The organism is Azospirillum humicireducens (assembly GCF_001639105.2).
Classification (GTDB): Bacteria; Pseudomonadota; Alphaproteobacteria; order Azospirillales; family Azospirillaceae; genus Azospirillum; species Azospirillum humicireducens.
Genome location: NZ_CP015285.1, coordinates 1,405,554 through 1,419,678 on the forward strand (window position 1 = coordinate 1,405,554; position 14,125 = coordinate 1,419,678).

9 protein-coding genes are annotated in these 14,125 nt (G+C 67.3%); 6 read left to right on the plus strand and 3 right to left on the minus strand.

Features of this window, described 5'->3' with window-relative positions:
• Positions 1 to 108 precede the first annotated feature (108 nt).
• Positions 109 to 1,203: an LPS export ABC transporter permease LptG gene (gene lptG, locus A6A40_RS06470; protein ID WP_063634667.1), complete on the minus strand. Its 1,095-nt coding sequence runs from the start codon at positions 1,201 to 1,203 to the stop codon at positions 109 to 111.
• 272 nt (positions 1,204 to 1,475) lie between these two features.
• Here lptG and A6A40_RS06475 point away from each other — a divergent pair, with 272 nt between their 5' ends.
• The 4 genes from A6A40_RS06475 (at position 1,476) to A6A40_RS06490 (ending at position 6,624) form a co-directional block, all read left to right on the plus strand.
• Positions 1,476 to 2,054: a GNAT family N-acetyltransferase gene (locus A6A40_RS06475; protein ID WP_063634668.1), complete on the plus strand. Its 579-nt coding sequence runs from the start codon at positions 1,476 to 1,478 to the stop codon at positions 2,052 to 2,054.
• Positions 2,055 to 2,090: 36 nt separating this feature from the next.
• A complete protein-coding gene (gene guaA, locus A6A40_RS06480) occupies positions 2,091 to 3,659 on the plus strand; it encodes a glutamine-hydrolyzing GMP synthase (RefSeq protein ID WP_063634669.1) in 1,569 nt (522 codons plus the stop codon).
• A gap of 171 nt (positions 3,660 to 3,830) precedes the next feature.
• Positions 3,831 to 5,393: a glycosyltransferase gene (locus A6A40_RS06485; protein WP_236783755.1), complete on the plus strand. Its 1,563-nt coding sequence runs from the start codon at positions 3,831 to 3,833 to the stop codon at positions 5,391 to 5,393.
• A gap of 4 nt (positions 5,394 to 5,397) precedes the next feature.
• On the plus strand, positions 5,398 to 6,624 hold the full coding sequence (locus A6A40_RS06490; RefSeq protein WP_063634670.1) for a hypothetical protein: 1,227 nt from the start codon (positions 5,398 to 5,400) through the stop codon (positions 6,622 to 6,624).
• A 431-nt stretch (positions 6,625 to 7,055) separates the two neighbouring features.
• Here A6A40_RS06490 and A6A40_RS06495 read toward each other — a convergent pair whose 3' ends face one another.
• Positions 7,056 to 8,123, minus strand: a complete 1,068-nt coding sequence (locus tag A6A40_RS06495) for a lytic transglycosylase domain-containing protein (RefSeq protein WP_063634671.1) — start codon at positions 8,121 to 8,123, stop codon at positions 7,056 to 7,058.
• Positions 8,124 to 8,472: 349 nt separating this feature from the next.
• Here A6A40_RS06495 and A6A40_RS06500 point away from each other — a divergent pair, with 349 nt between their 5' ends.
• A complete protein-coding gene (locus A6A40_RS06500; RefSeq protein ID WP_063634672.1) occupies positions 8,473 to 9,690 on the plus strand; it encodes an efflux RND transporter periplasmic adaptor subunit in 1,218 nt (405 codons plus the stop codon).
• Between the two features lie 15 nt (positions 9,691 to 9,705).
• A complete protein-coding gene (locus A6A40_RS06505; RefSeq protein ID WP_063634673.1) occupies positions 9,706 to 12,831 on the plus strand; it encodes an efflux RND transporter permease subunit in 3,126 nt (1,041 codons plus the stop codon).
• A 99-nt stretch (positions 12,832 to 12,930) separates the two neighbouring features.
• On the opposite strand, the gene A6A40_RS06510 is transcribed toward A6A40_RS06505, so the two are convergent.
• Complete coding sequence (locus A6A40_RS06510) at positions 12,931 to 14,025, minus strand: patatin-like phospholipase family protein (RefSeq protein ID WP_199275891.1); 1,095 nt, start codon at positions 14,023 to 14,025, stop codon at positions 12,931 to 12,933.
• Positions 14,026 to 14,125 lie beyond the last annotated feature (100 nt).

Here is a 14,125-nt window from a genome sequence, read left to right on the forward strand (position 1 = left end):
CCGCCCTTTCAGTGCAAAACCAACGGGGCGGAATTATGACCTGCAGGGATAATTCCGCGCTTTGCGGCGAATGGACCCGGCCCGGTACGGGATCCCCGGCACCGAGTCTCAGCCATCCTCCAGATGCAGCAGCGCCGCAGTGCCAAGCAGCAGGCTGATTCCAGCCGGACTCCAGGCGGCCATGATGATGGGGATCGTTTCCGACATGCCGAAGGTGCGCACCACGTCGGTCATCACGAACAACACGAAACCGGTCAGCACACCGCCGGTGACCATCGCCATGGTACCGCCCCGCCGGGGCAGCCGCAGGGAGAAGGCGGCGGCGAACAGCACCATCGCCAGGAACAGGAATGGCTGGGCGAGCAGCGACTGGTAATGCAGCCGGTGGCGCACGGCGGGAAATCCGGTGGTCTCCAGCGTGTGGATGAAGCGCGGCAGCTCCCAGAAGGAGATCGTCTCGGGCGGGGCGAAGCTCTCCTCGATGGTCGCCATGTCCAGTTCGGTCGGGATGGTGTAGGTGTCCAGCAGCTCCGGGTCCTTCTTGGCCCGGTTCAGGGTGGCGTCCTGCAGTTCCCACTTGCGGTCCCTCAGCACGGCGCTGGGGGCGTCGATGCGTCCCAGGTAATTCTGGTCGGCGTCGAACAGGAAGACGATGACGTTCGACAGCTCGAAGGTCACCGGGTTCACAAGTTCCGAATGGATGAAGAACTGCTCCTTCTCGTTGGTCTGGCGCAGCCACAGGCCGGAGCGGGAGATGTTCAGCGTGCTCGACTGGAGCTTCAGGTAACGGTCCTGCAACTGTTCGTATTTGGCGACGAACACCGCGCCGACCGGGTTGATCAGCGTCACCTTCACCACGCCGATGGCGGCGGCGGCGAACATCACCGGCATCAGGAACTGCCACGCCGACACGCCGACCGCGCGCGCCACCACCAGTTCGGCGCTGCGGGTCAGCCGCCAGAAGGTGAACATGCCCGCGAACAGGATGACGAAGGGAAAGATCTGCTGGCCGATCTCCGGCAGCTTCAGCAGTGCCATCTGGACCACCAGCCCGAAGGTCACATGCGGTTTGGTGCCGGCGCGGCGCAGCAGCTCCACAGTGTCCAGCAGCAGCACGATGGCGAGCAGGATCATCATCAGCAGGCAGAACCAGACGATGAACTGCCGCCCGATGTAACGGGATAGCGTAGGCGAGGAGTACATGCGGTGTCCGGTCTCCGGAGCCCCGCCCGGTGCGCCGGCATGGCGCTTGGGACGGACTGGCGGGCCACCGCGTCCGATGGAGTCGGGCACGGCATCCGCCGGAACAGGTTCCGGCTGTTTACCCCCGTTGCACCGCGATGACAACTGGGCGGGGGCGGCAACCGCCGCAAGGCTGCATCGCCGGCGTCAAATTCCTGCCTCCATTTCCAGCTGGACTTCCCACATGGGCGATCCAAACTGTTGTCATGGAAGCCGCACGGGAGGGTCGGTCGATGACGGACACCACGGTTGCAATCCGCGAGGCACGCGCGACGGACGCCGCCGGCATGGCCCGCGTCCATGTGCAGAGCTGGCGGTCCACCTACCCCGGCCTGATCCCGGCGCAATTCCTGATCAACCTGTCCGAACCGCCCGCCGCGCAACGCTGGGCAGCCATCGCCGAAATGCGCGGCCCCGGCCAGGGCGCCTTCGTCGCTGTCGATGTCGGCGGCCTGATCGCGGCGCCCGACACCATCGTCGGCATCGCCTCCTTCGGCACGCGGCGGGTCGCGGTACAGGGCCATGCGGGGGAGTTCCATGCTCTGTATCTGCTCGACGATGCAAAGGGTTACGGCATCGGGCGGCGGTTGATGGCTGCCATGGCCGACCGCTTCCTGACCGCCGGGATCCGCTCCGCCGCGGTGTGGTGCCTGCGAGACAACCCGTCGCGCTGGTTCTACGAAAGGCTGGGCGGGATCAAGGTGGCGGAACGTCCGATCCGTTTCGCCAACACCGATCTGGTCGAGATCGCCTATGGCTGGCGCGACCTGACGCCGCTTGCACGCTTGTCGGCGGGGCCGGAGGTGCGGTAGTGAGAGGCCTTGAGTCCCCCGCATCAGGATTCGTCGATGTCCAGCGCCGCTTCCCTTTCCGCCGAACGCGTCCTCATTCTCGATTTCGGGTCGCAGGTCACCCAGCTCATCGCCCGCCGCGTGCGCGAGAGCGGTGTCTATTGCGAGATCCATCCCTTCGGCATGAGCGACGAGCGCATCCGCGAGTATGACCCGAAGGCGATCATCCTGTCCGGCAGCCCGGCCTCCGTCACCGAGGCGAACGGCCCGCGCGCGCCGCAGGCGGTGTTCGACCTGAAGGTGCCGGTGCTCGGCATCTGCTACGGCCAGCAGACCATGTGCCACCAGCTGGGCGGCACCGTTTCCGGCTCCGACCACCGCGAGTTCGGCCGCGCCTTCATCGAGATCAAGGAGCCCTGCGCCCTGTTCGACGGGCTGTGGGAGATCGGGTCCAAGGAACAGGTTTGGATGAGCCACGGCGACCGCGTCACCGCGCTGCCGGACGGCTTCCGCGCCGTGGCGGTCAGCGACGGCGCGCCCTTCGCCGCCATCGCCGACGACAGCCGCCGCATGTACGGCGTGCAGTTCCACCCGGAGGTGGTCCATACCCCGCACGGTGCCCAGCTGCTGGCGAACTTCGTCCACCGCGTCGCCGGCATCAAGGGCGACTGGACGATGGCCGCCTTCAAGAGCCAAGCCATCGAGAAGATCCGCGCCCAGGTCGGCACCGGCAAGGTGATCTGCGGCCTGTCGGGCGGCGTCGATTCGTCGGTCGCGGCGGTGCTGATCCATGAGGCCATCGGCGACCAGCTGACCTGCATCTTCGTCGACACCGGCCTGATGCGCGCCGGCGAGTCGGAAGAGGTCGTTCGGCTGTTCCGCGACCATTACAACATCCCGCTGGTCCACCGCGAGGCGGCCGATCTGTTCCTTGGCAAGCTGGCCGGCGTCACCGATCCGGAGCAGAAGCGCAAGATCATCGGCGGCCTGTTCATCGAGGTCTTCGACGAGGAGAGCGCCAAGGTCGGCGGTGCGGAGTTCCTGGCCCAGGGCACCCTCTACCCCGACGTGATCGAGAGCGTGTCCTTCACCGGCGGTCCGTCCGTCACCATCAAGTCGCACCACAATGTCGGCGGCCTGCCGGAACGGATGAAGCTGAAGCTGGTGGAGCCGCTGCGCGAGCTGTTCAAGGACGAGGTGCGCGCCTTGGGCCGCGAACTCGGCCTGCCGCCGGCCTTCATCGGCCGCCACCCCTTCCCCGGACCGGGCCTCGCCATCCGCGTTCCCGGCGAGATCACCCCGGAGAAGCTGGAGATCCTGCGCAAGGCCGACACGGTCTATCTGGAGGAAATCCGCAACGCCGGCCTCTATGATGCGATCTGGCAGGCCTTCGCGGTTCTGTTGCCGGTCCGCACCGTCGGCGTGATGGGCGACGGCCGCACCTACGACCATGTGCTGGCGCTGCGCGCCGTGACCTCCACCGACGGCATGACCGCCGACTGGTATCCCTTCCCCCACGACTTCCTGGCGCGCGTGTCCAACCGCATCGTCAACGAGGTCCGCGGCGTCAACCGCGTGGTCTACGACATCACCTCGAAGCCGCCCGGCACCATCGAGTGGGAGTGAGGAGGGACGCGCGTTAAGACCGGCCCGGCGAATCGACCCGCCGGGCCGTCATGCTATCCTGACCGTCATGATGTCCTGACCTTCATCTCGTTCGAGCGGTGCCGCAGGTCGGCCGACATCGTGATTGCCCGCAGGGCGGGGCTTCGGTGCGCATGTCCCAAGGAACGCCAGATGATGGAAATGACAGGTTCCCGCGCGCCGATCCTGGGCGACCTGATCGCCCGCCTGCATGGACCGGCCGGAACCGGTGAAGCGCTGAGGGACATCACCGAAGCCTGCGACTCCGCACGTATCGCGGGCCTCGGCGGCGATGTCGAGGCGATGGCGGCGCTGGAGGCCGCCACGGCCGCGCTGGACCCCATCCTCCGCGAGTCGGCGCTGGCCTGCGTTACCGGCGATCTGCGCCGTTACCTGCGCATCCTCGATATGCTGGACAATGTGCTCGATCTGGCGCCGCTGGACGGCATCAACCAGATCTATTGGAGCATGCAGCGCCAGCTGTTCCTGATGCGGATGGATTTCGCTTCCGTCCCGGACTTCGTGACCGAACGGGTGCTGCCGTTCTACGAGCGGTTCCTGAAGCAGATTTCGCTGCGCTTGGGTCTGTCGCCGGTCGCGAGACAGGCGGACAAGCCGGCGACCGGCCGTGTCGTCATCGTCACCAACCAGTTCCTGTCCGACCAGCACCAGCCGACCCGCGACCTGCTGGCCCAGGCGGTCCGGTTGCAGCGGGATCTGGGGCGGACGGTGCTGGCGCTGAACACCAACATGATGCCGGACCGCTATTACAGCCCTTTCATCCCGCCCTTCGCCGCCGCGGTGGAAGAGAGTCTGTCCGGCGACCAGACGATCCAATTCGGAAACGACAGCGTCCGCCTGCTGTCCTCCACCGCGCCCGGCATCACCGCCGACAAGCTGAACGGCTTTTTCTCGGCGGTCGAGCAATTCGACCCCGATCTGGTGATCGCCTTCGGCGGATCGGTGATCGTCGCCGACCTGCTGGCCTCTGCCCGGCCGCTTCTGTGCATTCCGACGACCAGCGGCCAGACGGTCTCGCTCGCCGACATCGTCCTGGATTACGGCGGCCGGACGGCTCCGCCCGGCGAAGGGCGGCTGGCCCGCTCCTGGCGTCCGTTCCGGTTGGGGATGGCGCTGCGGCAGGACGAAGGCCCGACCAACCGGGCCGAATTCGATCTGGCGGACGATGCCTTCCTGTATGTGGTCGTCGGCAACCGCCTGGATGCGGAAGTGGATGCCGCTTTCCTGGCTATCTTGGAACGGGTGCTGGATGCTGTCCCGCATGGCGAGGTCCTGTTCGCCGGCCCCGTCGATACGCTGCGGGGCCGTCTCGCCGCCTCCCGCCATGCCGCAAGCCTCCGCTGCCTCGGCCATGTCGAGCGCATCGGTGCCCTCCTTTCGCTGTGCGACGTCTTTCTCAATCCCCGCCGCACCGGCGGCGGCGGCAGCGCAGCCCAGGCGCTGGCATCCGGACTGCCGATCCTGGCCTTCGACAGCGGCGACGTGGCAAGCATCGCCGGGCCGGGGTTCGTCGTCGCTACCAACGACTCCTTCGTTGAGCGGGCGGTTGCGCTGGCGGCCGACCCGTCCCTGTTGTCAGGAAGCCGCGAAGATGCACGCAACCGCTTCGCCGCAGTGAAGCAGGAAGAATCCGACCGGACCCAACTTCCCGTCTATCTGAACGAGGCGGTCGATCTGTATCGGATGAGGAGCTGACCCCGTGCGTTTCCTCCTGTGTGGTCACGGCACCTCCGAAATCCTGTGGTCCATCCATGCCGCATTGGTCGACCTTGGTCATGACTCGGTGCTGGCCCTGCCGGACATCTCGCAGGACATCATCGACCGTCCCATCGATGCCCTGTTCGTACTAAACCTCTTCCAAATTCCGCGCGAAACCATCGAGATGCTGCTGGGGTATGTCGCGAGCTTCGGCAAGCGGCCCACGGTCATTCACATCTGCCTGAACCACCCGGTCGAGGAGATCGGCGCTCAAACGGTGGAGGTGGTCAAAGAGGCCGATCAGTGGATGGATCGGCAGAGTGTTTTCATGTGGTGCATGTGTCCGGCGGCAGCGCAGCAGGCGAACCGGATGGGTTTGTCGCGCGTTTTTCATGAGCCACTCGGCGTCCATCGCTGGATCTACACCGCGCGATCGGCGGACGGCACGTCCGATCTCTACAAGCGCTGGATGTCTCTGAACGATACAGGGCTGGCCCGCCATCCCTATGCGGCCATGAGGGGGGAGGCCGATACCGCAGAGGGCGAGGCTCTGGTCCGGGACCGTTTCCTCTATCTGGGACAGGGCTGGCCGGACCACATCCCGACCGGACCAGAAATCACAGACCAGGCCATCTCCGCCGCTGCCGCGACCGTTGCCGGCGTCATGATGGAAAGGCCGGAGTTAAATCGGATTCAGGCGATGGACCAGTGCGGATTGGCCGAGCAGTCGGCGGATCCGGGCTGGTCACTCCGCTTCAACAGGGCCTTCACCATTGCATTTTCGGTCGAGAACCGCCGCAGATTTTCCACCGCCATCCGCGTTGCCTTCAAGGAGACCTTCATGCTCCGGGGCAATGGCTGGGAGCGTCTTGGTGTCGATGCAGACCCCATGTCCACGGCTCTGCGGAACGCTTACGGAACCGCAGCCGCCTGCCTGGATTTCGGCAGTCTCGCCTTTGACACCGCGGTCTTTCCCAGAACGCTGGAGATCATCAAACGGAATGGACTCCTGGTCGGTTGGCGGCACACCGATTCCGCGCGACTTTTCGGCCCGTACGAGCAGGACCTTGCCTTCATCGATGAATCGGACGCGGTACGGATCCTTGCAAGGCTGGCCGGCGATCCGGATCAGCGTGAGAAACTGCGCAAGGCCCATCTGAGCTGGGCATTCGACTCTCTGGCCCTCACCGGCATTTTGCCAAGGATCATCGCACGCATGCGACCCTGAGCCGACATCCGGTCACGAAGGCCAACCTCAGAACAGCGGTTCGGCGGCCGGTGAGCGGGTGCCCGGTTTCGTGCCGCGCCGCCTGCCGCGGATGGGCTTGGGGCTGGCGGGAAGCAGCCCCTCTCTCTGGGCGCAGAGATCGTGCCAGACATGTCCCGGCCGCTCCGGCGTCCAGTACATTGGCTCGCCGAGCAGAATGTCTCCCCCACAGCAACTGCAGGGTGGATATGGGCTGGATGTGTGTTCGGACCTGTCCATCTCACCGTTATGCCAGTGACAAGGCTATCCGTAAGTGATGCGGATCAAATCCAACCGCAAGGGAGCGAAAAAAGTTAAGCTCAAGGTGCAGGCGGACAGGCATCGGCCATTCGCCCCGTCCTGATCGGGGGGGGAGAGGCGGCACGGCCGCCCTCGCACCTTTTGCGGTCCCTTTACTGTGCGTCCGCCAACGTCACGCAGGCGCGGTCGCGGCCGGCGAGGCTGCCGCAGCCATCGACACGCTGCGAGACGAAACGCATCACCACGCGTTCCCCCTTGCCGACCGACTGCGGGGGCAGCAGCGCTTCGGCGACCTGGGTGGTGAATTGCGGGTTGACCCGGTGTGTCACAGGAGCCGGCCGGTTCTCGGCGCTGGCAACCTTGACCGGCAGGGCGGGTGCTGCGGCCGGCTGCGGCAGCGATGCGACGACCACTGGCGCAGCCGCCGGGACCGGTGCAGTCATCGGCTCGACAGACCTCTGTTCGGCCGGGCGCGGTTCCATCCGGCGCGGCTCGACGGCCCGCGACGACGGAGCCTCCGCGGCGGCGACCATGACGGGAGCCGGCTGTTGAGTCTGAACCGGGGCAACCGGCTGGCCGCCGCGCGGCTTCGGCGCATCGTCCGGCACCACCGCGATCTCGATGGCACCGGCACCGGCCGCCAAGGACGGCTCGCGTGGAGCGGAGCCGCGCAGCACCGGGGTCAGGGCGGCCAGATACAGCTTCGTCTCGCGCGGCAGCCGCTGCTTGCCGGCCAGATGCTGGGCATAGCAGGCCGGTCCGCAATTGTAGGCGGCCAGGAAGCCAGGCGCCCCGAAAAGGTCGTACATCTCGCGCAGATAGGCGGTGCCGGCCAGGATGTTGTCGCGCGGATCGGATGGATCGGGCCCCAGCCCGTACTGCGTCCGCATCAGCTCGTAGGTGCCGGGCATCACCTGCATCAGGCCGAGAGCCCCGGCGGAACTGGTCAGAACCTTGCCATTGCGGGCGGTGGCGCGGCCATTGCTCTCCCGCATCATCACCGCGCGGATCCACTTCTCCGGCATGTCGTAGCGCTGGGAGGCCTCGCGGATCATCGGAACCCAGCGCGCCAGCGGATCGTTCGGGTCCGGGAGTTCGGCAGTTTCGACAGCGGGTGCCGTCTGCACCTGCGGCGCTTCGGTGGCACAGCCGGCCAGACCGAGCGCGAGGCACAGGATAGCTCCGGCGGCGTGGATCGTCGCGAGGTTCCGTTTGACCACTAGGGAATTTCCGTGCTGTTGGCGCGGGCGGGACAAGAGATGGATCGCTTTTCGATGTATAGCCCACGGCTGTCAAGCGACAACGCGACCGTTTTCGGAATCCTGTCCCGAAGATGCCCCAAAAAAGCCCTATTGATCCCTTGTCCTGAAGTGGACAATTAGGATTTTCGGCAAATGTCGGTATGTCTATGTTGGCTGTCCCTTCGAGCAGGACAGTCCCGTCACAAACCGCGACAATGGGAACCTTGACGGAACATCGGCGCCACCCTTAATGGATGGCGACGGCCGCGCCCTCAACCGGTACCGACAGAGAAGACTGCGCAGGCCCGGCCGAACTGGATCAAGCATCATGACCGCCCCGCAACGGACCGTCCCCCCGGCCCCTCAGCCGTTCGAGCCGGAGCGGCCTCCACCGCAAGACGACGCCCGTGCCCGCCCGCGGCGCTTCCGCTGGCTCGGTTGGCTCGTTCTTCTGCTGGTTGCGGTCGGCGGGCTGGCCATGTGGCGGACCCAGGGCCCGGATGCGCACCATGCGGTTCCGCCCGTGCCGGCCGCCGAGCGCCCGGTGGAACTGTCGGCGCTGGAGGTGACGACCGTCGCCCCCCGCGCGCTGACCGAGACCGTCCGCCTCAGCGGGTCCGTCTCGCCCATGGAACAGTCGGCGGTCAAGGCGGAGGTGTCGGCCCGGCTGGCCGAGGTGCCGGTGCGCGAGGGGCAGGCCGTGCGCCGGGGGGAGGTGCTGGCCCGCTTCGAGACGGTGGAGCTTGCCGCCCGCCTGAACGAGAAGCAGGCCAATCTTGAAGGCGCCCGCGCCCAGCTGGTCCTGGCGGAGAGGACGCTGGCCAAGAACCGCACGCTGAACCGCAACAACATCGTCTCCGACACCAGCCTGGATCAGGCGGAAAGCAGCTTCGGCTTCCAACGGGCGCAGGTGGACGCGCTGGCCGCCCAGGTGGAGCTGGCGCGCAAGGCCCTGCGCGACGCGGTGGTGGCGAGCCCCATCGACGGGATGGTCGCTACCCGCTCTGTCAATCCGGGGGAAAATCTGGCGGTGAATGCCGCCATGTTCACCATCGTCGACTTGTCGCGGGTGGAGGTGGAGGCCACCGTCCCGGCGGAACAGGTGGCGAGGCTGGCAGTCGGCCAGACCGCCCGGCTTCGCGTCGAGGGCTTTGGCGAGCGTGAGTTCGCCGGCCGCGTCGCCCGCATCAACCCGATGGCGCGGGCGGGATCGCGTGCCATCCCGGTCTATGTGACGGTCGACAACGGGGACGGCGCCCTGCGCGGCGGCATGTTCGCCAGCGGCGAGGTTCTGGTGGCGGAGGCATCGGGCGCCATCGCCGTGCCGCCGGTCGCCATCCGCCACGACGGACAGGGGGATTTCGTGCTGGCGGTCGCCGATGGACGCACCGTGCGCCGCCCGGTCACGCGGGTGGCCCAATGGGCGCGCGGCGATCTGGTGCAGGTGGAGGGGCTGGCGCCGGGCGACAGGATCGTCACCGGCAACCTGCCCGGCCTGACCGCCGGCCGCTCGGTCGCGGTCGCCGGCTCGGCCACCGGCTCCTGAGCCTCGGACAGCCCCATGCCGATCACCCGCATCAGCGTCGACAACCCGGTCTTCGCCACCATGATGATGGTGGCGTTGATGGTGCTCGGCCTCTTCTCCTACAACCGTTTGGGCGTCGACCTGTTTCCCGACGTGGATTTCCCGGTGGTGGTGGTCAGCACCGCCTATCCCGGCGCCAGCCCGGAAACGGTGGAGACCGACATCACCCGCCCGGTCGAGGATGCGATCAACACCATCGCCGGCATCAAGACGCTGACCTCGCGCTCCTACGAGGGTCAGTCGGTGGTGATCGCGGAGTTCGACCTGAAGACCTCCTCGGTCCAGGCGCTGCAGGATGTGCGCGAAAAGGTCTCGGCCATCCGCGCCAGCTTCCGCGACGAGGTGAAGGATCCGCAGATCACCCGCTTCAATCCCGACGACCAGCCCATCCTGTCCATCGCGGTGACGTCGGACCTGCGCTCCTTGCGCGACCTGACCACGCTGACCGACCAGATCATCCTGAAGCGGCTGCAGAATGTCCGTGGCGTCGGCAAGGCAACCATCGCCGGCGGTGTGAAGCGCCAGATCCTGGTGCGCCTGAAGCCGGAAAAACTGGAAGCCCTGACTGTCGGCGTCGACGAGGTGATCGCGACCGTCACCGGCGAGAACCAGGACGTGCCCGCCGGCACCGTCACCGGCCAGGGGCGGGAACGAGTGGTCCAGGTGGAAGGGCGCGTGCGCAACCCGCGCGACCTGCTGGATCTGATCGTCGCCCGTCGCGGCGAGAGCCCCGTTCGCCTCGGTCAGGTCGCCGAGGTGATCGACGGACAGCAGGAGCAGGACTCCGCCGCCATGCTGAACGGCGCCCCGGCGCTGGCGGTCGATGTGGTGAAGGTCCAGGGCGCCAACACGGTAGAGGTCGCGCGCGGCCTGCATGCGGCGATCCAGGATCTGCGGACCAACGGCTCGCTGCCGCCCGACGTGACGCTGGCGGTGGTGCGCGACAGCTCCCGCGGGATCACCAACTCGCTGAGCAACGTGCAGAAGACCCTGGTCGAGGGCGGCATCCTGACGATCCTGATCGTCATGATCTTCCTGGGGTCCTGGCGCAGCACGGTCATCACCGCGCTGACCCTGCCGGTCGCCGTGCTGGGCACCTTCGGCATGCTGGCGGCGATGGGCTTCACCCTGAACATGATGACGCTGATGGCGCTGTCGCTCGCCATCGGCATCCTGATCGACGACGCCATCGTGGTGCGCGAGAACATCATGCGCCACCTCGCCCGCGGCCAGGGCCACCGGCAGGCCGCGCTCGACGGAACGGCGGAGATCGGGCTGGCGGTGCTGGCGACCACGCTGACCATCGTCGCGGTGTTCCTGCCGGTCGCCTTCATGGGCGGCATCATCGGCCGCTTCTTCCTGCAATTCGGCATCACCGTCTCGGCGGCGGTGCTGATCTCGCTGTTCGTGTCCTTCACGCTCGATCCGATGCTGTCCAGCGTGTGGTACGACCCGGCGGCACACGGCAAGCATGGCCGATCCATCTTCGGCCGCTTCGCGGAGCGGTTCGAGCGCGGGTTCAATGCCGTCTCGCACGGTTACGGCGCGGTTCTGCGCTGGGGCCTGCGCCACCGCTGGCTGGTGATGGTCGTGGCACTGGCGACCTTCTTCGGCAGCTTCCTGCTGGTGCCGCGCATCGGCGTGGAATTCGTGCCGGCCGCCGACCTGGGCGAGCAGATCGTCGAGGTTGAGACCCCCGTCGGCTCCTCGCTCGCCACCACCACCGCCAAGACCAAGCAGGTGGAGGCGGCGATCCGCGAGTTTCCGGAGATCGCCTACACCTACAGCACCGTCAACACCGGCGTGTCGATCGGCCACAACCGCGGCAGCATCTATCTGCGCTACACCCCCATCGACCAGCGCAAGCGGTCCCCGAACGATCTCGCTCCGCTGCTGCGCGAGCGGCTGTTGGCGATTCCCGGCGTCACCATCGGCATCGCCATCCCCGGCGTCGGCGGCGTGCAGAAGCAGATCCAGGTCTCGGTGCAGGGCCGCGACATCGCGGAACTGGACCGGCTGTCGCAGAAGGTCGTCGGCGCCATGCGCGCCATCCCCGGCTTCGTCGACGTCGACAGCACGCTGAAGGCCGCCAAGCCGACGCTGGCCATCCGGCTGAAGCGCGACATCGCCAGCGACCTCGGCATCGGCACCGCCAAGATGGCCGACACCCTGCGCCCGCTGTTCGCGGGCGACACGGCGTCGAGCTGGAAGGCGCCGGACGGCGAGAGCTACGACGTGCTGGTCCGCCTGCCCGAAGGCGACCGCGCCGGCCGCGCCGACCTCGACCGCATCCATTTTGCCGGCGGGAAGGACGCCAACGGCACGCCGCGCATGATTCCTCTGTCCCAGGTGGCGGAGGTGGTGACGACGCTCGGCGCCTCGCAGATCAACCGGCGCGACCTGCAGCGCGAGGTGAATGTCCAGGCCAACGTCCAGGGGCGCGCCGCCGGCGATGCCGGGCGGGAGCTGCAGGCGGAATTGGCGAAGATCGAGCTGCCGCCCGGCTACCGCATCGTGTTCGGCGGATCCACCAAGGATATCGCGGAGACCAGCAGCTACGCGGTGCAGGCATTGGCGCTCGCCGTCATCCTGATCTACCTGATCCTGGCCTCGCAGTTCGGCAGCTTTCTGCAACCGCTCGCCATCATGGCCTCGCTGCCGCTGTCGCTGGTCGGCGTGTTCCTGGGGCTTCTGGCGGCGGGATCGACGCTGAACATCTTCAGCGCCATCGGCTTCATCATGCTGATGGGTCTGGTGACCAAGAACGCCATCCTGCTGGTCGATTTCGCCAACCAGGCGCGCAAGCGGGGCGCCGGCCTGCACGACGCCCTGGTGGAGGCCGGCATCATCCGCCTGCGCCCCATCGTTATGACCACCGCCGCCATGATCTTCGGCATGATCCCGCTGGCGCTCGGCATCGGCGAGGGAGCGCAGCAACGCGCCCCAATGGCCCACGCGGTGATCGGCGGCCTCTTGTCCTCCACCATCCTGACGCTGCTGGTGGTGCCGGTGGCGCTGACCTATCTGGACGCCCTGTCGCGCCGGATGAAGCGCTGGTTCGCCCACACCGATCCCGACACCCAACAGCATCCGGCGGAGTGAGGGTCAGGCGATACGCTCCCCCTCGATCAGCCGTCATCCCCGCGAAGGCGGGGATGACGGGCAGGTAAAGGCTCAGCAAATATCCATGCGACGCCAGAATTACACCAGCGCCGGCGACCGGGCGGAGCTTTCCGTGCCGACAGAGCGCAGATTCTGATCAACCCATCGCCCCGCCGCCTCCCGCCCGGCGTCGCGCAGCCAGTTGAGGAAGCTCCAGTCGGTCATCAGCTTTGAATAGAGACCCAGATCCTGGAGATGCTCGTCGGCGCCGATCAGGTGCAGGCGCGGGGCGTCGGTGCGCGCGGACAGGCAGCGCAGTTCCTGCAGCAGGGCAGCGTTGAAGGTGATCTGGTTCAGGCGGGCGGCGATGCCGGCCGGATCCTCCGGAGTGGTGGCGCAGGTGAAGGGGTTGATCGCCACCACCAGCAGATCGGCACCGGGACAGGCCTCCACCAGCGGCGACAGCGGCGGGTTGGCGAGATAGCCGCCGTCCCAGTAATCCTGCCCGTCGATCCGCACCGCGCGGAACAGGTGCGGCAGGCAGGCCGACGCCAGCAGATGATCGACGCCGACCTCCGTCTCGTCGAACAGCCGCAGGGCGCCGCTCCGCACGTTGGTGGCGCTGACGAACAGCCGCAGCCCGCTCCGCCGGATCAGCTCCGGCTCCACCATCTCGGTCAGCAGGCCGCGCAGGGGATGGAAATCCGCCGACTGCGTCTGATAGGGCGTGATCCAGCGCTTCGCCCACTCCACCAGATGGGACCCCGGCGCGTTGTCGACGTTCCAGCGGCCGAGCAGCCGGTCGGTCACGCTCGGCCGGATCGGCCCCAGCCGTCCGGCGGCGCTCACCCGCTCCCAGAAATTCGCCAGTTCCGCACGCGCGCCCTCCCTTGCGCCATTCGGGCCGCCCCGCGCCCAGCCCTGCACCAGCATCGCGGCGTTCATCGCCCCGGCACTGGCGCCGCTGACGCCGACCAGCCGGATATCCTCCTCCAGCAACCGGTCGAGCACGCCCCAGGTGAAGGCCCCATGCGCCCCGCCGCCCTGCAACGCCAGCACCAGCGTCGGCTTCGGCGGCGGCAGGGCGAACATCGGCCCTGGCCCCGCGAGTTCCAGCGGATCCGTTGGTTTGGCCGGCTGGACGGTTGCGGGCTTGCCGCAAACGCGGTTCCACAGCTTGCGAATGATGGTCATGGTCTGCACGTCCCCGCTCGCTTATGCTGCATCGCAACATGAGCGGAGCCTTCCGGTTCGGCAAGGGGGTATGCCCATGGGGCGGCGCCACGGCATTGGA

Excerpts from the sequence above, each read along its gene's own strand:
- lptG (WP_063634667.1), bottom strand. The coding sequence starts at position 1,203 with ATGTACTCCTCGCCTACGCTATCCCGTTACATCGGGCGGCAGTTCATC.
- A6A40_RS06475 (WP_063634668.1), top strand. The coding sequence starts at position 1,476 with ATGACGGACACCACGGTTGCAATCCGCGAGGCACGCGCGACGGACGCC.
- A6A40_RS06510 (WP_199275891.1), bottom strand. The coding sequence starts at position 14,025 with ATGACCATCATTCGCAAGCTGTGGAACCGCGTTTGCGGCAAGCCCGCA.
- A6A40_RS06505 (WP_063634673.1), top strand. The coding sequence starts at position 9,706 with ATGCCGATCACCCGCATCAGCGTCGACAACCCGGTCTTCGCCACCATG.
- A6A40_RS06485 (WP_236783755.1), top strand. The coding sequence starts at position 3,831 with ATGATGGAAATGACAGGTTCCCGCGCGCCGATCCTGGGCGACCTGATC.
- guaA (WP_063634669.1), top strand. The coding sequence starts at position 2,091 with ATGTCCAGCGCCGCTTCCCTTTCCGCCGAACGCGTCCTCATTCTCGAT.
- A6A40_RS06500 (WP_063634672.1), top strand. The coding sequence starts at position 8,473 with ATGACCGCCCCGCAACGGACCGTCCCCCCGGCCCCTCAGCCGTTCGAG.